Source organism: Aquiflexum sp. TKW24L (assembly GCF_023502205.1).
Taxonomy (GTDB): domain Bacteria; phylum Bacteroidota; class Bacteroidia; order Cytophagales; family Cyclobacteriaceae; genus Cognataquiflexum.
Genome location: NZ_JAMFLG010000008.1, coordinates 26,097 through 50,901 on the forward strand (window position 1 = coordinate 26,097; position 24,805 = coordinate 50,901).

Annotated in this window: 21 protein-coding genes; 12 read left to right on the forward strand and 9 right to left on the reverse strand. The window is 40.5% G+C overall.

From position 1 onward, the window contains the following. Positions 1 to 43 precede the first annotated feature (43 nt). A complete protein-coding gene (locus M3O96_RS07290; RefSeq protein WP_249719673.1) occupies positions 44 to 1,450 on the reverse strand; it encodes a hypothetical protein in 1,407 nt (468 codons plus the stop codon). Between the two features lie 92 nt (positions 1,451 to 1,542). Here M3O96_RS07290 and rbfA point away from each other — a divergent pair, with 92 nt between their 5' ends. The 8 genes from rbfA (at position 1,543) to M3O96_RS07330 (ending at position 11,774) form a co-directional block, all read left to right on the forward strand. Then, positions 1,543 to 1,917 (forward strand): 30S ribosome-binding factor RbfA, encoded by a 375-nt coding sequence (rbfA, locus tag M3O96_RS07295; protein ID WP_249719674.1) that lies wholly within the window; start codon positions 1,543 to 1,545, stop codon positions 1,915 to 1,917. Between the two features lie 19 nt (positions 1,918 to 1,936). After that, positions 1,937 to 3,160, forward strand: a complete 1,224-nt coding sequence (locus tag M3O96_RS07300; protein WP_249719675.1) for an ABC transporter permease — start codon at positions 1,937 to 1,939, stop codon at positions 3,158 to 3,160. Between the two features lie 928 nt (positions 3,161 to 4,088). Beyond that, positions 4,089 to 6,155, forward strand: a complete 2,067-nt coding sequence (locus tag M3O96_RS07305) for a S9 family peptidase (RefSeq protein WP_249719676.1) — start codon at positions 4,089 to 4,091, stop codon at positions 6,153 to 6,155. Positions 6,156 to 6,231: 76 nt separating this feature from the next. Then, positions 6,232 to 7,224 carry a formylglycine-generating enzyme family protein gene (locus M3O96_RS07310; protein ID WP_502798902.1) on the forward strand — a complete coding sequence of 331 codons (993 nt, stop codon included), beginning with the start codon at positions 6,232 to 6,234 and terminating at the stop codon, positions 7,222 to 7,224. A 27-nt stretch (positions 7,225 to 7,251) separates the two neighbouring features. Further along, positions 7,252 to 8,565 carry a Gfo/Idh/MocA family protein gene (locus M3O96_RS07315; protein WP_249719677.1) on the forward strand — a complete coding sequence of 438 codons (1,314 nt, stop codon included), beginning with the start codon at positions 7,252 to 7,254 and terminating at the stop codon, positions 8,563 to 8,565. A gap of 1 nt (position 8,566) precedes the next feature. Then, on the forward strand, positions 8,567 to 9,484 hold the full coding sequence (locus tag M3O96_RS07320) for a hydroxypyruvate isomerase family protein (protein ID WP_249719678.1): 918 nt from the start codon (positions 8,567 to 8,569) through the stop codon (positions 9,482 to 9,484). A 292-nt stretch (positions 9,485 to 9,776) separates the two neighbouring features. After that, positions 9,777 to 11,123 carry a PhoH family protein gene (locus tag M3O96_RS07325; RefSeq protein ID WP_249719679.1) on the forward strand — a complete coding sequence of 449 codons (1,347 nt, stop codon included), beginning with the start codon at positions 9,777 to 9,779 and terminating at the stop codon, positions 11,121 to 11,123. 294 nt (positions 11,124 to 11,417) lie between these two features. Then, entirely contained in the window at positions 11,418 to 11,774 is a 357-nt protein-coding gene (locus M3O96_RS07330) for a hypothetical protein (RefSeq protein ID WP_249719680.1), read from the forward strand. Between the two features lie 75 nt (positions 11,775 to 11,849). Here the strand turns inward: M3O96_RS07330 and M3O96_RS07335 are convergent, their stop codons facing one another. From M3O96_RS07335 to M3O96_RS07365, 7 genes are all read right to left on the reverse strand, one after another. Further along, a complete protein-coding gene (locus tag M3O96_RS07335) occupies positions 11,850 to 12,605 on the reverse strand; it encodes a LytR/AlgR family response regulator transcription factor (RefSeq protein WP_249719681.1) in 756 nt (251 codons plus the stop codon). A gap of 142 nt (positions 12,606 to 12,747) precedes the next feature. Continuing rightward, the gene (locus M3O96_RS07340; protein WP_249719682.1) at positions 12,748 to 13,482 is read right to left on the reverse strand and encodes a LytR/AlgR family response regulator transcription factor; all 735 of its coding nucleotides are present in this window, start codon (positions 13,480 to 13,482) and stop codon (positions 12,748 to 12,750) included. A gap of 12 nt (positions 13,483 to 13,494) precedes the next feature. After that, entirely contained in the window at positions 13,495 to 14,547 is a 1,053-nt protein-coding gene (locus M3O96_RS07345; RefSeq protein WP_249719683.1) for a sensor histidine kinase, read from the reverse strand. Positions 14,548 to 14,639: 92 nt separating this feature from the next. Further along, positions 14,640 to 17,471: an excinuclease ABC subunit UvrA gene (uvrA, locus tag M3O96_RS07350; protein ID WP_249719684.1), complete on the reverse strand. Its 2,832-nt coding sequence runs from the start codon at positions 17,469 to 17,471 to the stop codon at positions 14,640 to 14,642. Between the two features lie 169 nt (positions 17,472 to 17,640). Beyond that, positions 17,641 to 19,467 carry an AsmA family protein gene (locus M3O96_RS07355; protein ID WP_249719685.1) on the reverse strand — a complete coding sequence of 609 codons (1,827 nt, stop codon included), beginning with the start codon at positions 19,465 to 19,467 and terminating at the stop codon, positions 17,641 to 17,643. A gap of 67 nt (positions 19,468 to 19,534) precedes the next feature. Next, entirely contained in the window at positions 19,535 to 20,482 is a 948-nt protein-coding gene (locus M3O96_RS07360; protein ID WP_249719686.1) for a lytic transglycosylase domain-containing protein, read from the reverse strand. A 2-nt stretch (positions 20,483 to 20,484) separates the two neighbouring features. Continuing rightward, positions 20,485 to 21,219 (reverse strand): LOG family protein, encoded by a 735-nt coding sequence (locus M3O96_RS07365; RefSeq protein WP_249719687.1) that lies wholly within the window; start codon positions 21,217 to 21,219, stop codon positions 20,485 to 20,487. A gap of 182 nt (positions 21,220 to 21,401) precedes the next feature. On the opposite strand from M3O96_RS07365, the gene M3O96_RS07370 reads away from it, so the two are divergent. The 4 genes from M3O96_RS07370 to M3O96_RS07385 all read left to right on the forward strand — a co-directional run bounded on the left by M3O96_RS07370 (position 21,402) and on the right by M3O96_RS07385 (position 23,556). Beyond that, positions 21,402 to 22,013, forward strand: coding sequence for a YkgJ family cysteine cluster protein (locus tag M3O96_RS07370; protein WP_249719688.1), 612 nt, complete (start codon positions 21,402 to 21,404; stop codon positions 22,011 to 22,013). A 65-nt stretch (positions 22,014 to 22,078) separates the two neighbouring features. Further along, positions 22,079 to 22,435, forward strand: coding sequence for a phage holin family protein (locus tag M3O96_RS07375; RefSeq protein WP_249719689.1), 357 nt, complete (start codon positions 22,079 to 22,081; stop codon positions 22,433 to 22,435). Next, the gene (locus M3O96_RS07380; RefSeq protein ID WP_249719690.1) at positions 22,428 to 22,802 is read left to right on the forward strand and encodes a hypothetical protein; all 375 of its coding nucleotides are present in this window, start codon (positions 22,428 to 22,430) and stop codon (positions 22,800 to 22,802) included. The genes M3O96_RS07375 and M3O96_RS07380 overlap by 8 nt, the downstream gene beginning before the upstream one ends. Next, complete coding sequence (locus tag M3O96_RS07385; RefSeq protein ID WP_249719691.1) at positions 22,792 to 23,556, forward strand: phosphoglycerol geranylgeranyltransferase; 765 nt, start codon at positions 22,792 to 22,794, stop codon at positions 23,554 to 23,556. Before M3O96_RS07380 ends, M3O96_RS07385 begins: the two co-directional genes overlap by 11 nt. Before the next feature lie 34 nt (positions 23,557 to 23,590). On the opposite strand, the gene pheS is transcribed toward M3O96_RS07385, so the two are convergent. Then, positions 23,591 to 24,619: a phenylalanine--tRNA ligase subunit alpha gene (pheS, locus tag M3O96_RS07390; RefSeq protein WP_249719798.1), complete on the reverse strand. Its 1,029-nt coding sequence runs from the start codon at positions 24,617 to 24,619 to the stop codon at positions 23,591 to 23,593. Between the last annotated feature and the right edge of the window lie 186 nt (positions 24,620 to 24,805).

A 24,805-nucleotide genomic window follows, 5' to 3' on the forward strand; every position in this document is an offset into this window, starting at 1 on the left:
TGAATTAAAAAAGTAAAAACTGTTTCTATATCAAGATAAACTGCTAGTTGGTTTTTTTGAGAAAATAGCTGGTTCCCCGCTTTTCATACTCCTTAGCTAAAATCGGGATTCTTTCCAATAGCTTGGCAAAGACTCCTTCTTCATCAATGATAATTTCAGGTCTTTCTATCAAAAAATTATCATATAGCTTCACAGTATTGGCAAGGTCTCGCTGGTCTTCGATTACGTTTTTTGAAAGTCGGAAATGAAGATAGGGTGTAGCTAGGGTCGCACCTTGGTAATAACCCAAATCTTCACCGAGGACTAGGATTTTATTACTTTTTGCGATGGTATGCTTTTCCTCAAAATTGATTGCATAAGAATTTATTATTCCTGAGTTGATCTGATATAAAGTCCAGACAATTCCTATAATCGGAATCCCAAAAACAAATGCTGCAGTAAGGACTTGAATGGTGATTCCTTTTTTATAAACTACCAAAAGTAAAGAAATAAAATAGGTCAATGCGGGCAACATGACGATAAATTGATAAGGAGTCCGCCTGTTGGTCAACAAAAGAGAGGATACCGCAAAAATCAAAAATATCAAGTTGAGTTGAAGTTGCTTCTGTTGATTGACGGTCTGGGATTTGACAATAAATCCGACAAAGAATCCCAAAACTGAAAAAAACATAGGCAATGCAAAAAGCAAAGCCAAATCTCTGTAAGAAACGTGCGCATAGCTTTCGATCAGCCTCGGAGCAATGATAAATTCATAAATGAAAGCCTCAAACCCATCAATCCAAAAAAAATATAAAGCGCAAAACACCAGAGGCATAGCATACGCTATCAAAGAAACAATAATCTGCTGGAAAGAAAACCCGCTGACAATGATCCCCGAAACCAACAAAAACGGTAGAAAGGTCGCCAAGGGAAAATGAAAACAGGCTGCGATTCCTCCGAAAATGCCGACCAATAAGACGGCATCTGAACCCTCTTTTTGCAGGACAGTCTGTGAAAATAACTGTCCCAAGGCCAACACGATAAATGTGCTTCCCATCAAGGCTGGAGATAATGTCACCAAGTCAAAAGAAATATAGAATAACACCGTCATCACAAATGCCGGGATATAGGTATTGTCTTCAAATGACTTATACCTTATAAAAAGGTAATTGACATATACCACCTGAAACAAAACAATGAAGGCTGCAATAAACTTATATGCGAGTGCTGACTTACCAAAAACCAAATGGACAACCCAAAACACACCTGCTGACAAAGGACCGGTATCATCAATGATGTCGATGTACATGTGCTTCCCATCCGCCATCCTTTCACCCAATAGCATCCAGATCATTTCGGGTTGAAGGAGAGGGATATCCACTATCCAGATATAAATAGTACTCATCAACAGAACAATCCCCAAAATGGCGACTAACCTGAACGGATCATTGATTCTAAAAAAACTTAACAAATGGAGCCTATTTCTAAGGATTGGACAAACTGCAAGCCCGAAATTAAGTGTTCCGCAATTAATTCACTAAATTTGACACAATATTTAGAGACATGGAAAGTAAAAGACAGCAGAAATTCAACAAACTTATCCAAAAGGAATTGGGTGAAATTTTTCAGCGTGAAGGAAAACACATCATCGGAAGTGCCTTTATCACGGTTTCAAGGGTAATTATCAGTCCTGATCTGAGTGTGGCAAGAATTTATTTGAGTTTTTTGGTGGATAAAGACCGTGCTGTTTTTGAAGTTTTGAATGATAAAAAAAGTGAGATCAGAAAGCATTTGGGAAATAGAATCGGCAAATCAGTAAGGATTGTCCCTGAACTTGCCTTCTTTATCGATGATTCGGCGACCTATGCCCAGCACATGGACAAGGTAATCGGAGCTTTGGACATCCCTGAGGCCTCGGATGAGGATGAAGAAGAATAATTAAACTTTTGAAAAATCCTTGAACCTCTCCTTTTTCATAGCCTATCGTTATTTCCGTAGCAAAAAGAAGCGGAACTTTATCACAGTTCTTTCCAGGATTTCAATGATTGGAGTTGCTGTGGGGACCATGGCTTTGGTAATTGTATTGTCTGTGTTCAACGGCCTAGAAGACCTCGTCCGAGGTTTGTATGCTTCATTTGATGCGGAACTGAAAATTGAGTCTACTTTAGGAAAATCATTTGTAGCTGAACGTGAATGGATCGACCTCATTTCCAAAATGGAAGATGTCGATGTAGTGACTGAAGTGATAGAAGACAATGCTTTGTTCAAATATAGAGATTACCAACACCTAGCGCGAATCAAAGGAGTCTCTGACAATTACATGGAGCAGGGAAGGTTTGAAAAAGGATTTACTTGGGGGAATTTGAGTTTGGGAACCGAAAACCAACCCAAAGCCATCATGGGAAGGGGTGTTGGGTTTTTTCTCTCTGTGGATTTAGACAATGATTTTGATCTGCTTCAGGTTTTTTATCCCAAAGCGCCAAGAAATGCAGGCACCATTGACCCTAGTCAGTTGTACAATCGGGGAATACTCAAACCCGGAGCTTTTTTCAGCATAGAAAAAGAATTTGACGACAACTACATCTTGGCTCCGATAGGATTCGTAAGTAACCTGCTCAATTATGGGCAAAAGCGAACTGCGCTAGAGATTAAGGTGAAGGATGGAGCAAACATCCAGAAAGTTAAAGGCAGGTTAGTAGCTCTGTTGGGTGATGGGTTTACAGTCAAAGATACCGATGAGCAACATTCGCAAATCCTCCGAACGATAAAGATTGAAAAGCTTTTTGTATTCCTGACGCTAAGTTTCATCTTGGCAGTGGCCTCCTTCAATATATTTTTCTCATTGTCTATGCTGGCTATTGAAAAGAAGAAAGACAATGCCATCTTATTTGCGATGGGTGCAAAAGAATCCCTTATCCGAAAAATTTATCTGAAGCAAGGCGCCATCATTGGGTTGAGCGGGGCCATCATCGGATTGGTGCTTGGGTTTTTGATTTGTTGGGTTCAGGATAGTTTTGGTTTGGTCACTTTAGGGATATCGTCCTCTATTGTGGATGCTTATCCTGTAAAGATGATTTGGTCGGATTTCTTTTGGACGAGTATCTCTGTTTTTATGATCACTTTTTTGGCTTCATTCCGTCCGGCATTTATCGCTTCGAAAGTAACCCCTACAGATCTTTGATTTTTCAATATTTGGAGTAAAATAAAATCACCACAGAACTCTCAGAGGGCCCAGAGGAAAAGGGAGAAATTAAGAATAGTGAATGAATTATAAGGAATGTTTGTGGAGACACAAACACCGGCGCATAAGGCATTAAAATGAATAATGCTTTGGAAAAAGCAAACATATGTTGCGATTTTATCTGAGTTCTCTGTGGTGAATTTTCATTCTCTGTTTGCGACCTTTGCGAAACCCTTGCGCCCATTGCGGTAAAAAAATATTTATTCCATCGGCTATAAAAATAAAAAAGCTGTGAAAACGTGCTCACAGCTTTAGTCAATTAACAATAAACCCAAAATAACCAGCTGTAGGGGAAGGATTCGAACCTCCACAGGGCAGTTAGGCAAAACACGAGCTCCATGTTTGCTTTATGCTGTCCCGATAGCTATCGGGATCCCTACCCCCGAGACCGGAGGGCATGTCTGCCAGTTTCAACACCCTACAATATAAATTTTTTCAATTTTTGAAGTGCCTTTTGCACTCCTTTTGATTCTGTTAATCTTGCTGTAGGAGAAGGATTCGAACCTCCACAGGGCTGTTAGGCAAAACACGAGCTCCATGTTTGCTTTATGCTGTGACCCCTACCCCCGAGACCGGAGGGCTTGTCTGCCAATTTCAACACCCTACAATGTGAAGAAGACCATTTGTCTTTCTTGATGATTCAAAGTTAGCAAAACATCCATTACATTAAAATTAATTCAATAATATACCATAAAAAATACATTATTTTTATTTTTATATAATATTTGTTAATGATTAGGAAATTTTAGGTTCTTGAATTATTGAGATGTTAGAAAATTGGTAATCAAAATTCGGTATGAAATTCTGGATCCAAATGTTAAATTGAAATTCTTTCACGCTCTTTGGGATCAATAGCCACAAGAATTATATGAAATCTACCCTATTTACCATTTTCAGTATCTTCTTTACTTGCCAAATCCTGGCTCAAACGGAAAAAAAGAATCCCTCATTTGAAGAAGTGATATCACTAAGAAGCGTAGGTAACGTTGTAATATCCTCAGGTGGAGACATGGTGGCATTTACCAAACAGACCACCGATTGGAATGAAAACAAGTTTGATACCGAGATTTGGTTGGTGAAAAATGGAATTGAACCCTTTCAGGTCACCAATAATCCTAAGAATAGCAGTTTTGCGCCTGAATTTTCACCTGATGGAAAGTGGCTTGCTTTTTTGGCTGATAAGGGAAGTAAGACTCAGGTTCATGCCATCCGCCTAATTGGCGGTGAGTCAATTGCAATTACCGAGGAGGAAGATGGTGTGAGTGCTTTTCATTGGCATCCTGATGGAAAGAGGATGATTTTTGCCAAAAGAGAAAAGGAAGATCCTGCCAAAAAGAAGATGCTAGACCGATATGGGGCATTTTCCATTGATGACAAGGATTATAATTTAACACATATTTGGGAAATCAAATTTGACCCGAATAAGCTGAATCCATCAGAATTGCCTTGCTATGAAACGGCAGATTCCCTCAAAACCGCAAGCGGTTGCATCACACGACCAAAACCGAAAAGACTCACCCAGGGGGATTTCAATGTCAATGCCTTCAAAATTTCTCCTGATGGGAAAAAAATAGCATTTACCCATCAGCCTAATCCCCTGATCAATTCAAGTTCCAAATCCAACATATCCGTATTGGATCTAGAAAAATTGGAAACCCGGCTTTTGGTCAATAACCCAAGTTCGGACAGGTTGGAAGATTGGTCTCCCGATTCCAAGCAATTGCTGTACACAAGCCATGTGGCTGATACTGTTTCTAATTTTTATTCCAATTCGAAAATTTTTGTCATTGATGTAGGATCCAAAAGCAGTAAGCAAATTGCAGCCAAACTTGATGAAAATCCTTCTGGATTGACCTGGACTCCCAAGGGAATTTATGGCCTATTTTGGCAAAAAACCCAAAGACATCTCTATAGGATTGAACCCAAAGACGGTTCCTTCACGATCTTGAAAGGATTTCCGGAAATGGTGACGGGGGTTTCATTTTCCCAAACAGGAGAAAAACTGGCTGTCAATGCCCGCAACGGCAATCAGCTCAATGAAATCTGGGTAAGCAATGTCCAAAAACCCGCCGCAAAAAAAGTCACCAACCTGACAAAGCAGATTGAAGATTGGAAAGTGTCACAAAATGAGGTGGTAGTCTGGAGGAGCAAGGACGGAGCTCTGATAGAAGGGGTGCTGCACAAACCATTGGACTACGATCCCACCAAAAAATATCCTTTGATGGTTGTGATTCATGGTGGTCCTACTGGAATTGATACGCCATCACCTGTTCCCGGTTATGTCTATCCCATCGTGCAATGGCTTAACAAAGGTAGTTTGGTCTTGCAACCCAACTACCGTGGATCAGCTGGATATGGAGAGGCTTTCCGATCTCTCAATGTTGAAAACCTTGGAGTGGGAGATGCTTGGGATGTCTTGAGCGGGGTGGATTTCCTGAGTGCAAGCAATCTGATCGATACTACAAGAATGGGCGTCATGGGATGGAGTCAGGGAGGATACATTTCTGCATTTCTCACCACAAATACAGACAGATTTAAAGCAGTGAGTGTTGGTGCTGGGATTTCCAATTGGATGACTTACTACGTCAACACGGATATCCATCCATTTACCATTCAATATCTCAAAGCCAACCCTTGGGACAACGAGGAAATTTACCGCAAAACTTCCCCCATGACCAACATCAAAAATGCAAAAACCCCGACATTGATCCAACATGGAGAGTTTGACCAAAGGGTTCCGATTCCAAATGCCTATGAATTACTGCAGGGATTACGAGATCAAAATGTTCCGGCCGAATTGGTGGTGTACAAAGGTTTTGGACACGGCATCACCAAACCCAAGGAAAGACTTGCCGCCACTTGGCACAACTGGCAATGGTTTGCAAAATATGTATGGGGAGAAGAAGTGAAGTTACCGACAGTAGAAAGCAAATGACCATAGACAAAAAACCAATCAATCAAAATCTTTTGAATCCCATAATTAGCTTAACAATCTCAAATTAACCGATGATATGAATCATATATTGAAAAGAAATGGCTTCCTGGTAATGTTGGTTTCCGCCGTATTGGTGACAATTGCTTCATGGAAGTTTTATGATCAGAAAAATTTTGTTTCCTATTCACAAAAAATTCCTGACTCGGGTCAAAGTTTCGGAATGGTCCCGATCAAGGGAGGTAAATTCATGATGGGAAGCGAGGGTACGTTGCCTGATGAAATTCCTGTTCATGAAGTAGATATTTCTCCTTTTTGGATGGGAACGCATGAGATTACCTGGGACATTTTTGAACTCTTTTTGGATAAAAATTATGAGATCGCCATTGCAGAAAAAGAACTTCCATCACAAGTAGATGGTCTCAGCCGACCAAGTATCCCCTACTTGGACATGACGGCCGGCATGGGCAAAGAGGGCAAACCTGCCATCGGCATGACCAATTTCGGTGCGATTCAATTTTGTAAGTGGCTTTATCTCAAGACAGGGATTTTCTATAGATTGCCTACCGAGGCCGAATGGGAATATGCCGCAAAGGCCGGTTCAAAGGGCAAATATTTTTTTGGAGAGGATGAAAAACTCTTGGATCAATACGCTTGGTTCGCTGCCAACAGCGGAAATGTTACCCACCAAATAGGCCAAAAAAAGCCAAATCCTTGGGGACTGTACGATATTCTCGGCAATGTAATGGAATGGACATCAGACCAATATGCAGCAGATACCTACCAGAGCAGGAAGGATAAGCAAGTGAAAGATCCTACCATTGAAATCAAAAAACTATATCCGGGAGCCATTCGGGGAGGTCATTATAACAGTCCTGCTGCAGACTTGCGCTCCGCCAAAAGAACGGCATCAAAGGCAGAATGGAAGAGGATAGATCCACAGATTCCCAAAAGCCAATGGTGGTTTCCTGAAGCTTCTTTTCTTGGCTTGAGGGTGGTTAGACCGCTCAACCCGCCAAGTCAGGCAGCCATAATGGCCTATTATGACAGGGCACCGATTACAGATTATTAAAGAAAATAACCATAAAACAATACACTCATGAATAACCAAAATCAACGCAGGGACTTTATCAAAACTTCCGCAATCCTTGCCGGAGGAATGATACTTCAGCCTTTTGGGATGCCGGGCGCTTATGCATCCGGTACAGACCAAATCAAAATTGCTGTCATCGGCTGTGGAGGCAGGGGTACAGGTGCCGTTTTCCAGGCCTTTGACACAGGACACAATATCAAACTTGTCGCCATGGCAGATGCTTTCAGGGACAGGATAGACAAAAGCTATACCCCCATTTTTGAGAAATATGGAAAAGACAAAGTCGATGTGCCGGAAGACAGGAAGTTTGTAGGCTTTGAAGGTTACAAAGAAGCCATCAAACTGGCGGATGTTGTGATTTTGGCTTCACCTCCGGGATTTAGACCTGACCATTTTGAGGAAGCAGTAAAGCAAGGCAAGCAGGTTTTTATGGAAAAGCCCGTAGCCGTCGATGCAGTCGGTATCCGAAAAGTGTTGGCCGCAGCCGAAGGAGCCAAAAAGAAAAAACTCAATGTGGTGGTAGGTCTTCAAAGACATTATCAGGACAATTACAGAGAAACCATCAAGCGTCTTCATGACGGCGCCATCGGCGACATAGTCGGTGGGCAGGTATATTGGAATGACGGTGGCGTTTGGGTCAATCCACGTCAAGCTAGTCAGACTGAGATGGAATATCAGATGAGAAATTGGTACTACTTCAATTGGCTTTGCGGTGACCATATCAACGAGCAGCACGTCCACAATATAGATGTGGCCAATTGGGTAAAAAACAGCTATCCCGTACAGGCTTACGGTACCGGAGGCCGTCAGGTCCGGACCGGCAAAGAGCACGGAGAAATCTTTGACCACCACAGCATCACCTTCACTTATGCTGACGGCACGGTAATCTTCAGCGAATGCCGCCACTTCCCGGGAGCAGCCAATAGAGTAGATGAATCTTTCCAAGGCACTAAAGGCAAAGTCTTTTTAAGTGCAGGAAATCACGGGAACATTTCAGATTACAAAGGAAACGCCATTTATTCCCACAATAGGGACAATAATCCAAATCCATATCAGGTGGAGCATGATGAACTTTTCGCTGCCATAGTGAAGGGAGAATACAAATATGCCGATGCAGAAAATGCGGCAAAAAGTACTATGACAGCTATTCTTGGCCGAAATGCAACCTATTCTGGCAAGGTAGTCACTTGGGATGAGGCCCTCAATTCTGAGATCAATTTGATGCCAAATACCTTGTCTTGGGATGCGATGCCGAAAGTCCTGCCAAATGCAGACGGCTATTACCCTTTTGCGATTCCGGGCAAAACAAAAGTAATCTGATATGAAAAGAAGAAATTTTGTTAGAAATATAAGTTTGGGATCTGCTGTAGCAGCTCTCGCCGGTGGCACAAGCCTTTCCTCCTTTGCAAAAAGCAAAGCAGCCGGAAAGCCATTTAACCTAGATTACGCTCCCCACTTTGGGATGTTCAAAGCCCACGCCGGAGACGGACTTGTCTCCCAATTGGAATTTATGGCAGATCAGGGATTCCGGTCATTGGAAGACAATGGACTGCTTGGCCGACCGGTAGAAGACCAAAATCTCATTGGCAAAACCCTCGAAAGGCTCAATATGCGGATGGGTGTTTTTGTCGTTGACGGGGGTGACAACTGGAAGATTTCCCTCACTTCGGGCAAGCAGGAGTTTATCGACAACTTTGTCGCTACCTGCAAAAAATCCGTGGAGGCTTCCAAGCGTGTCAATGCCAAATGGGCAACGGTTGTTCCAGGCTTTTTTGAAAGAAAACTGCCCATGGGAATCCAGACTTCCCATGTGATCGAAGCACTGAAGCGCGGTGCCGAGGTCATCGAACCAAGTGGATTGGTGATGGTTTTGGAGCCATTGAGTGATACCCCGGAGCTATTTCTGAGGTTTTCGGATCAAACCCACGCCATCTGTAAGGCGGTCGACAGTCCTTCCTGCAAAATCCTTTATGATGCCTACCACATGCAGCGAAACGAAGGCAACCTCATCGCGATGATGGATGCCTGTTGGGATGAGATAGCCTATATTCAGATTGGTGACAATCCGGGACGAAAAGAACCGGGAACAGGTGAAATCAATTACCTGAATGTCTTCAAGCACATCGATGCCAAAGGATTTAAAGGCGTCTGCGGGATGGAACACGGCAATGCCATTCCCGGAAAAGAAGGCGAGTTGGCCCTGATTGCAGCGTATAGAAAAGCGGATATGTTTAAGTAGAGAACATAGTCCTTACATTTCATATTAAGGAGGTGGGGTTTTTGACCTCACCTCTAATGTTTTTTAGAACTCTATTTATTGAAATTCTGTGAGTTTAGAAAAGACTTTCGTTAGTTTTATACCAACTTTGATGTATGAGTTATTTTCTAATTTTATCAAAATTTTCCCCCTGAAAATCAACAGTCTAAGATTTTCCTTTTTAATAACAATCTTATTTTCTATTGATACAATGGTAATCTAATTTTTATTTCTTTATCTTTTTCCTAACAAAAACCTAGTAAATTATTAACCTATGCCTAGAGCTAAATCCGATAAAGACCGTAAAATCTTTGTGTTGGATACTTCGGTAATCCTATACGCACATAATTCAATCATGAACTTTGCAGAGCATGATGTGGTCATCCCAATTACTGTATTGGAGGAGCTCGATCAGTTCAAAAAGGGAAACGATACCAAAAACTTTGAGGCCAGGGAATTTATCCGACTTTTGGATACGCTGGCTAAAGACAACATGATCCACAACTGGACCCCTTTGAATGGAAAGACCAAAGGCTACTTTCGGGTTTTGATGAATCCCGACAATAACATCAACGCCAACCTCATCTTTGGTGAAGAAAAAAATGACCACAAAATCCTCAATGCTGCTCTCCATTGTCAACAAATGGAAAAAGGCAGGAAGGTTATATTGGTAAGCAAAGACATCAACCTCCGGCTCAAAGCAAAGTCACTTGACATCCACGCAGAAGATTATGAAACCGGAAAAATCAAAAACCTTTCCGAGCTGGAAAACACCGGAAAATTTTTCTTGGAGGGAATAGAACCTGACATCATCAACAGGCTGTATGAAAATCATTCGGTAGAAGCAAAGCAGGTTTTGGGGACAAAGAAGAAAAAGGCCAATGCTTTTTATATCCTCAAAAGTGAGAAAAATTCGGTGTTGGCATATTACAACTCGGAGGACAACGTCCTCGAAAGGGTAGATAAAAAACTCGCTTATAACATCAAACCAAAGAATGCAGAGCAGGCTTTTGCCATGCATGCCATCCTGAATCCAAGGATCAAACTGGTATCCATTCAAGGTGTTGCAGGCACAGGAAAAACGCTTTTGGCACTTGCCGGAGCATTAGAGCAAAGAAGGGATTATAAGCAGATATTTCTGGCTAGACCCATCGTTCCCTTGAGCAATAAGGATATCGGCTACCTTCCGGGCGACATCAAGTCCAAGCTGAATCCGTATATGGAGCCACTTTGGGACAACTTGAAATTTATTCAAAACCAGTTCAAAGAGTCTGATAAGGAATTTCAAAAAATCACAGAATTGGTTAATCAGGAGAAATTGGTCATCCAACCATTGGCCTATATCAGAGGCAGGTCACTATCCAATATTTTCTTTATTGTAGACGAAGCGCAAAACCTTACTCCTCACGAGATAAAGACAATCATCAGCAGGGCAGGTGAAAATACCAAGATCATTTTCACAGGAGATATCTTTCAGATCGATACGCCATACCTGGACAGTCAGAGTAATGGTTTATCTTATTTGATAGATCGGGTAAAAGACCATCCATTATATGCCCATATCAAGCTAGAAAAGGGAGAAAGATCGGAATTAGCAAATTTAGCAAATGATCTTCTGTAAGTATTAATATTTTTATATCAAACCGATAGAATATTTTGAATTCTATCGGTTTTTTTATTTTTTTTAAGTTTACCTTAGCAATTGATTTTTATCCTTCCGATGTTATCCTGCTGTATCGTAATTGTAAATGCTGTGTTCATATACGTACACATATTTGGTCACAAATATCATTTAATGTACTGATATACAATAATTTATAAAATTGGGATCAGATTTTGGCATATGGTAAATACCTGAGGCAATGATATCCGGAAAAGAAATTAAACCTTACACAATTAGAAAATAATTAAGAAAATGAAACCAACTATTTTAACTCAAAAAACAGTTTGTGCCTTTTTAGGACTAATGATGGCATTGACAATTATGTGGGCCGCAAAGGCTGAAGCGCAGGTTGATTCACTCAACGAAGTAATCCCAATGGAATACAATACGGGAATTGAAGGAGTGCAGGAAGATTTAATCCAAGAATTTGAATTGGATTTTTCTGAACTAAAGGAAGTACCAAGCATCACATTTATCAATAAATACAGTGAGGTGGTTGCCGAATTTTATGGAGACAAAGAAGATATTAAGAAAAAATTTAAGGAGTCTTTTGAAAATGGAGCATTCGTAACTGCTTCAGGGAACCAAGAATTTTATTTAGTAAGATAGTTTAGTTGATTGTTTGGTTTTTTGAACGATAAAAAAAAGGTGAGTTTTGCTCACCTTTTTTTGTTGTTCGATTAATCAACTTTCAGTAATTGTATTCAATTTCGCTAAGAAGCTGTTATAATATTGCCGTCCTACTTGGACTACGGCACCCATTTTTAGGTTGATGTCCTTGGTATTGAAGCTTTCTATCTGGGCAAGTTGCACAATAAAAGACTTCTGAACTCTCAAGAAAAGGTGTGGTGGAAGTTTCTCCTCCATATCTTTCATTGATTTTCTGATGATGAAATTTCTTCCTTTAGTGTAGATCGTCACCATGTTGCCATTTGCCTCCACGTAATAGATTTCCTCGTAAGGGACTCTTTCGTAGGCATTGTCGGCTTTGATGAATACTGCATCAGCAACAAGGTAAGGGCTTTCGTCTTTTGCCCTGACAGCCACAGTTTCAGCAGCAGGTTTTGTTCTTTTGTTATATAGAACAATTTCCACAATGGCATGAATGTCGTTGGTGTTGAAAGGCTTGACGATAAAGCCGGCAGGATTGATTCTTTTTGCCCTTTCAATAATGGTAGGGTCACTGTATGAAGTCACATAAACCAGCGGTGCATCCACCATTTGTTTGATGATTTCTCCCAATTCAATACCGTCTTTGTCACCCTTGAGTTTGATATCCATGAATACCAAATCGGGCCTGTATTTTTTGACGACTTTAATGGCTTGGTTAGCGGAGTTTGCGATGTCAATATTGACGTAACCTAAAAGTTCCAAAATCTCTTCAATGTTTTCGGCTATGTTTACATCATCTTCGACGATCAGAATTCTTTCCTCTTTCATATTTTTTTAGGGAAATAATACGGTATGATTAATATTAAATGGATTTTTGTGTTGATGAAAATAATATCAGTGACTATTTACAAATTATAGTTTTCACAATCAATAATTATTTAAAATTTCTCCAATTATCCATTGATGATTTTTATAAGCTCATCATATCCTTGAATCTTGCAGCTTGTCTTCTACTGACTTCTATCCTGTCACCTCCTTTGAGAGTGACTACCAAACCGCCATTGAACCAAGGCTCAATCGCCTCTACCCAGCTGAGGTTGATGATATGCTTCCTACTTGCTCTGAAAAAAGATTTTTCACTCAGCCTCTCATCCAAGGCATTGAGGGATTTGTGAATCATTGGTTTGAAGTTGTCAAAATAGACCTTGATGTAGTTTCCGTCAGATTCAAAGAGTCTCACGTTTGAAAGTTTGACAAACCAGCAACGGTCACCATCCTTTACAAATACCTGATCATCTAAAGTTAGTTTTCTTCCTGCAAAATCACCTGTTTCTTCAGATTTGTCTTGATTTTCATTCAATTTTTTCAAAAGTCGCTCTATGGCTTCACCCAGACGCTTTGGCTCGATGGGTTTCAACAAATAATCCAAGGCATTGACCTGAAATGCTTTGATGGCATATTCATCATACGCAGTGGTAAAAATAACATGAGGCACATTGTCCAGTTCTTCCAACAAATCAAACCCGGTTTTTTCGGGCATCTGGATATCGAGAAAGACTACATCCGGAGCCAATGCTTCAATTTTCTCTTTGGCATCATCCACGTTATTGGCTTCGCCCACTATTTCAACTTGGTCATATTGGGAAAGCAAGTTGATCAATTCTTTCCTTGCCAGTCTTTCGTCGTCTATTACAAGTGCTCTCATCTTATTAAATTTTTAGCCTAATGTAGGGTTTTGTTTTGGAATTTTTATTTCGGTGATTACAAAATCACTTTCTGAATCGTATATCTTAAAAGATGCCCGGTCACCATAAATAAGTTTTAACCGCTGCATGGTATTGTTGATGCCGTGACCTTCTCTTTCTTTTTTTCTTCCCACGGTGTTGTTTTTCAATTGTCCGCTGTTTCTGACCTGGATGATCAAATCATCTGTAACCCCTTCCTTACAGCTGATTTCGACCAAGCCTCCTTTTACCCTGTTGGATATCCCGTGTTTGATGGCGTTTTCGACTATTGTCTGGAGCATCATGGGAGGGATTTTATAGTCGTAGGCTGAGGGTTCAATGTTGTATTTGACCTGAAGCCGCTCTTCAAACCTGATGGTTTCCAAGTTAAGGTAATCTTTGACAGTATTGATTTCATTTTCGAAGTCAATGGTACGCTTTTTATCCATCATCAATGAAAATCTCAAAATATTGGACAATTGGGTGATGGCGAGCTTGGCCTTGGCAGGATCTTCGTCCACCAATGCACGCACGCTGTTGAGCGCATTGAAGATAAAATGTGGGTTAAGCTGGCTTTTGAGGTGGTTGAGCTGGATCTCGTTGATTTTGGCCTGATATTTCAGAGATTGGTTATAACTGTCCAAAAAATGAAAGAGAAAATACACCATGCTCCAGAGCGAATAAAATAGGAAACTGACAAAAATGTTTCCTGAAATAACGATCAACCTGAATTCAGTTTCCGGATTGAGGATACCAAATGCCCAGCTGATCACAATCTGAGCTATGGTATTCAATATACTCAGTAAGCCTAATGTCAGAAGTGTGTTGGAAAGGAGTTTGGTAAAATCAAGATTCAACCAACCATATTTCTTGATCGCATAGCGAAAAAGACTAGTGGATAGAAAGTAAAATGCCGCCAATGAGGTATAGGCCCCGATCTGCACAGGAGTGATTCTTCGATCCAAAGAAACAAAGAAAAGGTTGATCATAGCATATCCTGACCAACCTAAAATCTGTAATATCCAAAATAATCTCGTCCTATTCATGGCATTAACCCAAATATAGACAGGACGGACTTATGCAGTCAATCTTTTTTATTGATAGGTAAATCAAGGCATTATGAGGTCATATACTTTTGTCAGTTTAATTCCTCCCTCAAAAACCTGGCAGTGTAGCTCTTTTTATCTTTTGCAATTTGCTCAGGAGTACCTTCTACAATAATTTTACCGCCTTTTTCTCCACCTTCCAATCCGATATCCACTACATAATCTGCCATTTTGATGACATCCATATTATGTTCAATGATGAGAACTGTATTGCCTTTGTCCACAAGGCGATTCAAGACTTCGAGTAAATGTTCGATATCCTGAAAATGTAGCCCTGTCGTAGGTTCATCCAAAATGTAAAATGTCTTTCCGGTATCTTTTTTGGAAAGTTCAGTTGCTAACTTAACTCTCTGGGCTTCACCACCCGAAAGCGTTGTGGCATGTTGACCAAGCGTTACGTAGCCGAGGCCGACATCATTGAGTGTCTGGATTCTCCTGAGGATTTTTGGTTGGTTTTCGAAGAAATCAACAGCTTGCTCCACAGTCATGTCTAGGACATCAGAGATGGATTTTCCTTTGAATCTTACCTCTAAAGTTTCTCTGTTGTAACGTTTCCCTTTACAGGTTTCGCAGGGAATATGTACATCTGGAAGAAAATCCATTTCTATCAGTTTCATCCCTGCACCTTCGCAGTCTTCACATCTTCCGCCTTTGACATTAAAGCTAAACCTGCCCGGTTTGTATCCCCTGATTTTCGATTCAGGTAATTCTGTAAATAAGGTCCTGATGTCAGAGAACACCCCAGTATAAGTTGCCGGGTTAGATCTTGGAGTTCTTCCAATTGGAGATTGGTCCACCTCGATGACCTTGTCAAGATGCTTCAGCCCATCGACCGAATCATAGGCTAAAGGTTCTTTTTTTGAATTGTAAAAATACTGATTCAAAATCGGGAATAAGGTCTCATGGATCAATGAGCTTTTGCCGCTTCCAGAAACTCCCGTGACGCAGACCATTGTGCCCAAAGGAAGTTTGAGCGTCACATTTTTCAGGTTATTCCCTTTTGCACCTTTCAACTCCAAAAAGTGTCCGGATCCTTTTTTCCTTTCAACAGGAACTTTGATGGCAAGCTCTCCGGTGAGGTATTTTCCGGTAATACTCTTTTGTTTCAGAAATTCCTCCGGAGTGCCGGCCGCCACAATCTGACCTCCATGTCTCCCTGCACCCGGTCCAATGTCAACAACGTAATCAGATTGCATCATCATGTCTTTGTCATGCTCCACGACAAGGACAGAATTTCCCAAATCCCTAAGATCTTGAAGGGCTTTGATCAATTTGACATTGTCTCTCTGATGGAGACCGATACTCGGTTCATCCAAGATGTATAGCACACCTACCAATTGGGTTCCGATCTGGGTCGCAAGCCGGATACGCTGGGCTTCACCTCCTGAAAGTGTTCTCAATGGTCTATTCAATGAAAGGTAATCCAATCCGATATCCAAAAGAAATCCGATCCGTTTTCTGATTTCCTTCAATACTTCCTTACCTATGATCTGCTGCCTTTCGGACATTCTGCTTTCCAAATCATCAAACCAAGCACCCAAAGCAGTAATATCCATGACAGATAATTCCCCGATATGTTTTTCATCAATCTTGAAATGAAGTGCTTCCTTTTTCAGCCTATATCCATTACAATCCGGGCAGGTTTTGGAAGTGGTAAACTCATTGACCCAATCAAGGATTTTTTCTGTTCCGCCTTCCTGTTGCTTTTGGAGGAAATTCACAATCCCCTCAAAGGTGGTATTCCACTCTGTACCCGGATATTTGACAGATTCGACAGCCACCTCGATTTTGTCACCATAAAGCAAGATATCCACCACTTCTTTTGGCAAGCTTTCGATGGGTTGGGTGATGGTGCATTTGTAATGCTTTAGGATGGCTTCCACTTTTTTGAAAATCCAGACATCCCGATATTCACCCAAAGGTGCAATTCCCCCACGGCTGATGCTCAGCGTCGGATCGGGGATGATGTTTTCGATGGTGATCTCTTCGATGACCCCAAGTCCATTGCAAGTAGGGCATGCACCGTAGGGACTGTTGAATGAAAAGCTGTTGGGGGCAGGTTCATCATAGGACAGTCCTGTGACAGGATCCATCAAAAACTTCGAAAAGTGGTGGATTTCACCTTTTTCATCCCGGAGCATGATGACACCTTTGCCATGCTGAAGGCCAGTCTTGAGAGACTGACTGATACGGAACCTGTCTTCTTCCTCTGCTACAATTCTGTCAATGACAATTTCGATATCATGGATTTTGTACCGGTCCACCTGCATCTTTGGCACCACATCCATGACCACTCCATCTACTCGGACTTTGGGAAAACCCATTTTGCGGATCTGTTCAAAAAGCTCTCTGTAATGCCCTTTTCGACCTTTAACAATTGGAGCAAGGATATAAAGTTTTTGGTCTTTGAACTTGTCAAACAATTGCTCAATGATCTGGTCTTCTGTCTGCCGGATCATTTTCTGCCCCGTAAGGTAGGAATACGCCTCTCCTGCCCTGGCATAGAGTAATCTCATAAAATCATAGATTTCGGTAACTGTCCCTACCGTGGACCTAGGATTTTTGGAGGTTGTTTTCTGTTCAATGGAAATGACAGGGGACAATCCATTTATTTTATCAACATCCGGACGCTCCATCCCACCCAAAAAAGACCGGGCATATGCTGAGAAGCTTTCCATATACCGCCGCTGTCCCTCCGCATAAATGGTATCAAAGGCAAGTGAACTCTTGCCACTGCCGCTCAACCCGGTAATCACCACTAATTTATTTCTTGGAATATTGATATCGATGTTTTTCAGGTTGTGTTCCCGAGCTCCAAAAATTTCGATTACTTCTTCTTTTTTCTCTACAGACAGTTCTGACATGGAAGGATATTGCATTTTATTCAAGCTCGCAAAAATACGAATTTACAGGTGGGATTCCCAGTTGAATCCAATCTTAAAACCTCTTATCAACGATTATGGTTTCATAAAAAATAATGCAATATGTGCGCGTGCAAAAAGCGGTTCTTAAATAAGATCGGAATTCTCAATTTCAATCGGTAGTATCCTTTTTAGCAGCACTTTTTTCCTCCCTTTGGTTCTTTCTCACTTGCTTTTTCTCCTCTCTCTCGTGTTTTTTTGCTTCTTTCGAAGATTCATTTTTTTCAACATTAGAACTTGCTGATTTGCTTGTGGATGAAGTAGCTGCATTGTTTTTTTCCAAAGCTTTCTTTTTCATTTCTTCCATACTTTCACCTGTAACGGTGGATTTCATTCCTGAAAAAATCAACTTCCACCAATAAGCAAACATGGATTTGTGTTTTTCTCTGATGAAGTACACATTTCCTTTTTTCAGCTCTCCATTTTTGCCGGGATTATTAGATTTGATGACGATTCTATTGGCTAAAAATGCGCCTATTTTCCTCAACACATTTTCGTCTGCTTCGAAATCTTTGTTTAGCAATTCCACTTCAAGGTTCTCATACCTAAAGATCAATTCACCTGATCCATCATATTCATTAGCTAGGATATTGAAATCCATCCTGCTGACGGTTCCGGATTTCAGCCCAACTTTAGCTTCAGGTTCTATCATGGTGTTCAATGACTTGAGGTTGAGTTTTCCAAGGGTTCCTTTCAGGGTAAATTGCCCATCTGGGTTTTCCAAGTCAAATTTGACAATGGCAGTAAGCGGACCTTCGCCCATCAGTTTGGCCGTAAGGTCCAGCTCAAGTGTGCGATTTTTTCCTCTTCTTTCTATATAATTGGATACATTGGTGACATGGGCATTGATATCTGAGAAAAATATAAACCCTGACTTTGGAGACGCATTGTCAGGCCTTTCTTCGATTTTGATATAAGAATTATTGATGAATAAGTGTTCAATATGGATGATCTGCTTGAGATTATCCATGGTTTTATTAATCATTTGGGGACGTTTTTGGAGATCCTCTTTTTTCCTTTTATCCATAAAAAGTTCTAGCTGAAGCCCATCGGATTTCAGGGTATCTACTTCTACAATACCCTTTTGAAGATAACTCCCAAAATTGACTCCGCTAAGTTCCATTTTAGCTTTGCTGATGTCAATCCAGCTTTGGCGGCCTTCAAAAAGGGCTGTGTAGGCATATCTGTCCATTTTGTTGTGAAGTCCAATAGAACCAATGGTCATTCTCTTTGTTTGGGTATCAAAATCAATGTCCTCCACCAACGTGTATTGACGAAATTGGTCAAAATGGATTTGCGCTTTTTCGATACTTCCATGGATCATTTCGACATCAAAAAGCGAATTCGGGTTGTCAAGATTGTCTTTAGTCAATCTAAATTCTTTGGCATTGATATCCATGTTTACCATAGCAATTCTCACGGAGTCATAAACATTATTTTTGATTTCCACAGAAAGGTCATTCAACTTAAAGTTTTTGACTTCGATCAGGTCATAGTCTTTTCCATTTTTATTCTTTTGCTTTTTAGGTTCATTGAATAGCGAATCCCATGGAGGGGTGGAGGAAACAATGTTGATATTGTCCAATAATGCCGAATCAACTGTAATCGTATTTCGGAATAAAAAAGGAAACCATTTGAAACCGGTCAGGTCAACATGGTCTACAGTCAGGTTGACTTTGATCCTGTCTTTTCCTAGGCTTTCTGAAGGGGTGACACGGATATTTCTAATTTTGAGATAAGTACCTGAATAATCGTAATTCAACACGATCTCCCCAAACGTTACTTCATGTTCCCCAAACCTGCTTGTCCGAGTAATCATGTTAGAAATCAGCCTGTCAGCATTGCTGTTCAAATACTTATTGATCAGAATTGGTAGGCTTAAAAAACCTATAAACCCAATAACTATCAGAACACTCAGAATAATTAACAGTTTTTTCATTTTGGGGGTATAAAACTGAGTTAAGTTATTGAAAAATAACATTCAAAACCCGAATTTTTACAATAATTTAGTTTACGGGCAACTTAATGATGTAATCCTGATCCTTTTTGATTTTAAGTCGCTGAGACCTGAGCCAGGGATTGTGGAGTTTTAATTCTTTATAATTACTGTTGTGCTGAATGGCCCAATTGGCAAGGCTGCTTATAGACTGGTTTACTTTTAATTCCCGAAAAAGTGGTTGTTTATAAAGGTCCTTCTCGGTCAGTTCAAGCCCATATTTGCCTGGATTCTCAAAAATTTCTTTAAATGCCAGGATCCTAAAAAGATACCTGCTTGTCTCCTCTACGAGGTAGAGATTATAATAACTGCTTTGGTTTTGTTCTTCTTTTCTTTTTCTGATGCCTGCGATACCGATATTGTAACTTGCAGCTACAGAGGTCCAGTTTCCAAATTTTGCAAAAGAGGATTTCAGGTACTTACACGCAACCAAAGTGGATTTTTCAAGGTGGTATCTTTCGTCGATATCATCATTGACTTCCAATTTAAAATCTTTGGCCGTTCCGGGCATGATTTGCCAAAAACCCTTTGCTCCCGCTGGTGAGGTTACATTCATCAATCCTGACTCGGCCATTGCCAAGTATTTGAAATCATCCGGGATGCCTTGTTGCTGAAGGATTTTCTCAATGGTTGGCAGGAATTTACCTGCTCTTTTCATCAAAAGAATCATATTTGATTCCCAATACGCGTTGACATAAATCTCTCTTTCAAACCTTTCCAATACATCGGTCTGATCCATGGGGACAGGCTCATCCGCGAAGGTTACTTTTTGGGGGATGTCAAAAATTTTGAGTTTTGCCTCAGGAATACTGATCCTAAATTGCTCGCCATCCGCTGACTGGACGAGGACTTCTTCACTGTTTTGGGTTTCAGTCTTTTTTTCAAACTGAAGGAAAAGATTCCAGACAAGAAGTCCCAAGATCAGGCCATAGATAATAAATAGGTGGTAGCGTCTCAAAATCAATAATTGGGGGTGAGCAAATATTTACTGTAAAATTCATCGATGACCCTGACAGCCTCCGAAGCATCATCTACAAGGTAAAACAGGTCTAGGTCTTCCTTGCTGATATAATTGTATTTCTGAAGTGGGGTGTTTTTGATCCATTCGATCAGCCCTTCCCAAAATGCTTTTCCTACCAGTACAATCGGAAAACGGCCTATCTTGATAGTTTGTATCAAGGTGAACGCTTCAAAAAGTTCATCTAAGGTTCCAAACCCTCCGGGAAGTACGACAAATCCTTGGGAATATTTTGTAAACATGACCTTTCTGACAAAGAAATAATCAAACATGATCATTTTATCAGGATCGATATATATGTTACCCTTGGCTTCAAAAGGTAACTTGATGCAAAGACCAACGGACTTTCCGTTTTCGGAATTTGCCCCTTTATTGGCTGCTTCCATGATACCTGGACCGCCTCCTGTAATGACGCCATAACCGTGACGCACGAGTTTGGCGGAGATTTCTTCGGCCATGATGTAGTGAGGGTCATCAGAAGCAGTTCTTGCCGAACCGAAAACAGAAACACAAGGCCCTATTTTGGAGAGTTTCTCAAACCCTTCGACAAACTCCGCGATAACTTTAAAAATTGCCCAAGAGTCTGCACTCTTGATCTCGTTCCAGTCTCGTTCTGTAAAGGCTTTACGGATTTTTTCTTCCCTTTTTTCTTCAAAATTATCAAATCTACTGCTCATTATTTTCTTGTTATGGTTCCTTGGGTAATTTATGAGAATGGAATTCCAATATAGGATTTAATGGATTGTAACGGAAAGACAGATCGGATAAATGAAGAGGCACACACTAATTATGGATTCATAGAGATGAATTGTTTTGATACAGAACTCTTTTTACTTTCGCAGGGCTATTAATATCGAACATGAATCTTCAAAAAAAATCGCAGGAAGTGAGAATGGTATTTGAAGAACTCGATGCCGAGATCAAAGTTTTTATAGATTCAAGTCAACTTGGCTGTCTTTCAGGATGCGGGTTTTGTTGTTCCAATCCCAAAGTGAGTGCGTCCGTTCTGGAATTTCTTCCTTTGGCTTTTGATTTATATGAAAAAGGAAAAGCTGAAAAGGCATTGGAGCTCTTGGAATCCAAGAACGGGCAAGATTATTGTATTATTTACAAAGTGACCTCAGCGGATGCTTCTATGGGGTTTTGTTCTGATTATCAAAATAGGGGAATGATTTGTAGGCTTTTTGGTTCCTCAGCAAGGAAAAACAGAGATTCCCAAAAGGAAATCATCACCTGTAAGAAAATTAAAGAAGCCAAAGCAGAGAATTTTAAATCCGCTTCTATTGCAGTCAATGAGGGCATGCCTGTACCTTTGAGCAGTGATGCTTATTCACGACTTTATAATATTGATTTTCAATTGACAACTGACCAAATGCCCATCAACAAAGCGATACAAAAGGCCTTGGAAGCAGTTTTAAGGTTCAAATATTATGAAGAAAGTGAGTTATCCGAACCTTCTGAAAGTTTCTGAAACGGTCTTTTTAACGTATATTGTAAAGAATTAATAATCAATCTGAGCTTCCTAAATTATCAATTATGTTGAATGTTTCTGAAATCATACACACTGTCAAGCAACTTATTGAAGTAAGAATAAAGCTTGTAAAAGACGAAATAAACGAGCAGATTTCTAATGTTCTGACACGAATATTATTACTTGTCCTAATGGGAGCAGTTTCTACCCTGATACTTATTTTTGCCAGTTTTGCATTAGCGTTTTATTTAAGTTCACTAGTACAATCCACTTCACAAGGTTTTTTATATGTTGCCTTGATTTACCTTTTGGTGTTAGTACTACTATATTTCTTGAAAGATTCAATGACTATGGGAAGAGGCTTTCAAAGCATTATCAATGCGTTTTTTTTCAGACCTAAAAAGAAAATAGACAATGAATAAGGAATTGGTACAAAAAGCACAAGAACTTGAGCAGACTCTGCATATGCAATTAAGTTTTGCCAAGAAAGAATCAGAAGGATTGATAAAGGTCGGAGGTGTAGCTTTGGCAGGTGCTGTCGTGGCTTTTGTTGCCTACAGGGTCTTTGGCAATAAAAAGAACACAAAGACAAAAAAAGTCCTTGAAACTTTGGAAAAAGAGGGGCTTCTTGATCAAGATATCAGAGATAGGATTACAAAAAAGAATAAAATCGGTCTGCTCGGCAGGCTTGGTACAATTTTGCTTCCAATTGCTGTCAATTTTGGTCGGGAGCAATTATTAAATAGATTGAACGAACCAAAAAACAAATCTGAAGAGGATGCAAAATAATGTAGGCCTGAAACTGTGGGAATTGACCCAATCAGGCCGAAAAGGAATCGCATGGCTTATCGATCCAGATGATATTCAGTCTCAATCTTTTTTTGAAAATCAGCTTCTGGAAGCTGTAGAGCTGAAAATAGATTTTTTCTTTTTGGGAGGCAGTCTGATTCAGCAGAATACAATTGGTGACATCATTAAATTTATTAAGTCAATCACAGAAGAAATTCCTGTAATTATTTTTCCTGGAAACTCACTTCAATTTTCTCCTCTTGCAGATGCGATCTTATTTCTTTCTTTGATTTCGGGGAGAAATCCTGATTTATTGATCGGACAGCATGTTAATATTGCTCCTATCTTGGATAAAAGTAAAGTAGAAGTGTTACCAACTGGTTACATGTTGGTAGATGGCGGTCAGACGACAAGCGTCCATTATATCAGTCAGACGATTCCTCTGCCTAATCATCATCCCGAATTGGCCGTTGCGACGGCTTTGGCAGGCCATTTTTTGGGATTGCAATATTTCTATCTGGATGCTGGCAGCGGCGCTCCTAATCCTGTATCTCCGGAAATTATTAAGGCTATAAAGAAAAAGATAAAATCACCAATTTTTGTAGGGGGGGGACTCAATACAATTGAGAAAATCAAAACTGCCTTTGAATCTGGAGCAGATGTCGTGGTCATTGGAAATGGCGCAGGAAAAAATCCAAACCTGATCAAAGAAGCAGCTGAATACTTGGAATCAGCTAGGATTTTATCCAATTAAAAAGCGCTTCCCGGTTTCCCGAAAAGCGCTTTGTTTAAAGCATTGGTCGAAATTGCCGGAGAAACCGTACATCATTTTCAGTAAATAACCTGAGGTCTTTGATCTGATATTTGAGCATCGCAATTCTTTCAATTCCCATTCCAAAGGCAAAACCTGTATATTTTTTGGAATCTATACCACAATTTTCCAAAACATTGGGATCGACCATTCCCGAACCGCCGATTTCCACCCAACCGGTACCTTTACAGACATTACAGCCTTTTCCCCCGCATATCAGACAGCTGATATCAATCTCCGCACTGGGTTCTGTAAATGGAAAAAAGGATGGTCTAAACCTGACTTTTGTTTCCTTGCCAAACATCTCTTTGGCAAAATGGTAAAGGGTATTTTTCAGGTCAGCGAATCCTACATTTTCATCCACATACAATCCTTCCACCTGATGGAAAATACAGTGAGCGCGCGCAGAAATCGCCTCGTTCCTGTAAACCCTTCCCGGAGAAAGTGTCCTGATAGGTGGCTTTTGGTTTTCCATGACACGCACCTGCACCGATGAAGTATGGGTTCTCAAAGCCACGTCAGGATTTTTTTCCAAGAAAAATGTGTCCTGCATTTCCCTTGCCGGATGGTTTTCAGGAAAATTCAATGCCGTGAAATTATGCCAATCGTCTTCTATCTCAGGACCTTCGGAAAGGTTAAATCCGATTCTTTCGAATATCTCGATGATCCGCTGTCTCGTAGCTGTCAAGGGATGGATTCCTCCTGCCGCGATTTTGGTGGCAGGTAAAGTCAAGTCCTGATCAAAGGATTTGGTTTGTTTCTTGGCTTGATTCACCTGATAGATCAGCTCCTGAAATTTCTCATCAGCCAATTGCTTGACTTCATTGACCAATTGCCCGTACTCCTTTTTCTGGTCATTTGGAATATTCCTCATTTCGGCAAAAAGCTCCCCAACCACACTTTTCTTGCTGATGAATTTCATCCTGTAAGCCTCCAACTCCTCCTCGTTGCCCGCTTCGGCCACAGAGATGGCGGATTTGATGGCTTCTATTTTTTCCTGATGCATGTCCTGTTCAATTTTCAGAGCCACAAATCTAAAATAAATGACGGGAAATGCACTTTTTTTGAAAGGCAAAATCCTGAAGGATCATCTTCTCATTTTGCCTGTTTTCCAATAAATCAACGAATCTTTTCAAAAAATTGAAAACATCGCTTTAATCTGCGCTTGAAGGGTATTTACTAAAAAGAAAAA

Excerpts from the sequence above, each read along its gene's own strand:
- M3O96_RS07310 (WP_502798902.1), top strand. The coding sequence starts at position 6,232 with ATGAATCATATATTGAAAAGAAATGGCTTCCTGGTAATGTTGGTTTCC.
- M3O96_RS07330 (WP_249719680.1), top strand. The coding sequence starts at position 11,418 with ATGAAACCAACTATTTTAACTCAAAAAACAGTTTGTGCCTTTTTAGGA.
- M3O96_RS07325 (WP_249719679.1), top strand. The coding sequence starts at position 9,777 with ATGCCTAGAGCTAAATCCGATAAAGACCGTAAAATCTTTGTGTTGGAT.
- M3O96_RS07320 (WP_249719678.1), top strand. The coding sequence starts at position 8,567 with ATGAAAAGAAGAAATTTTGTTAGAAATATAAGTTTGGGATCTGCTGTA.
- uvrA (WP_249719684.1), bottom strand. The coding sequence starts at position 17,471 with ATGTCAGAACTGTCTGTAGAGAAAAAAGAAGAAGTAATCGAAATTTTT.
- M3O96_RS07345 (WP_249719683.1), bottom strand. The coding sequence starts at position 14,547 with ATGAATAGGACGAGATTATTTTGGATATTACAGATTTTAGGTTGGTCA.
- M3O96_RS07305 (WP_249719676.1), top strand. The coding sequence starts at position 4,089 with ATGAAATCTACCCTATTTACCATTTTCAGTATCTTCTTTACTTGCCAA.
- M3O96_RS07340 (WP_249719682.1), bottom strand. The coding sequence starts at position 13,482 with ATGAGAGCACTTGTAATAGACGACGAAAGACTGGCAAGGAAAGAATTG.
- M3O96_RS07315 (WP_249719677.1), top strand. The coding sequence starts at position 7,252 with ATGAATAACCAAAATCAACGCAGGGACTTTATCAAAACTTCCGCAATC.
- M3O96_RS07335 (WP_249719681.1), bottom strand. The coding sequence starts at position 12,605 with ATGAAAGAGGAAAGAATTCTGATCGTCGAAGATGATGTAAACATAGCC.
- rbfA (WP_249719674.1), top strand. The coding sequence starts at position 1,543 with ATGGAAAGTAAAAGACAGCAGAAATTCAACAAACTTATCCAAAAGGAA.
- M3O96_RS07365 (WP_249719687.1), bottom strand. The coding sequence starts at position 21,219 with ATGAGCAGTAGATTTGATAATTTTGAAGAAAAAAGGGAAGAAAAAATC.
- M3O96_RS07385 (WP_249719691.1), top strand. The coding sequence starts at position 22,792 with ATGCAAAATAATGTAGGCCTGAAACTGTGGGAATTGACCCAATCAGGC.
- M3O96_RS07355 (WP_249719685.1), bottom strand. The coding sequence starts at position 19,467 with ATGAAAAAACTGTTAATTATTCTGAGTGTTCTGATAGTTATTGGGTTT.
- pheS (WP_249719798.1), bottom strand. The coding sequence starts at position 24,619 with ATGCATCAGGAAAAAATAGAAGCCATCAAATCCGCCATCTCTGTGGCC.
- M3O96_RS07375 (WP_249719689.1), top strand. The coding sequence starts at position 22,079 with ATGTTGAATGTTTCTGAAATCATACACACTGTCAAGCAACTTATTGAA.
- M3O96_RS07370 (WP_249719688.1), top strand. The coding sequence starts at position 21,402 with ATGAATCTTCAAAAAAAATCGCAGGAAGTGAGAATGGTATTTGAAGAA.
- M3O96_RS07380 (WP_249719690.1), top strand. The coding sequence starts at position 22,428 with ATGAATAAGGAATTGGTACAAAAAGCACAAGAACTTGAGCAGACTCTG.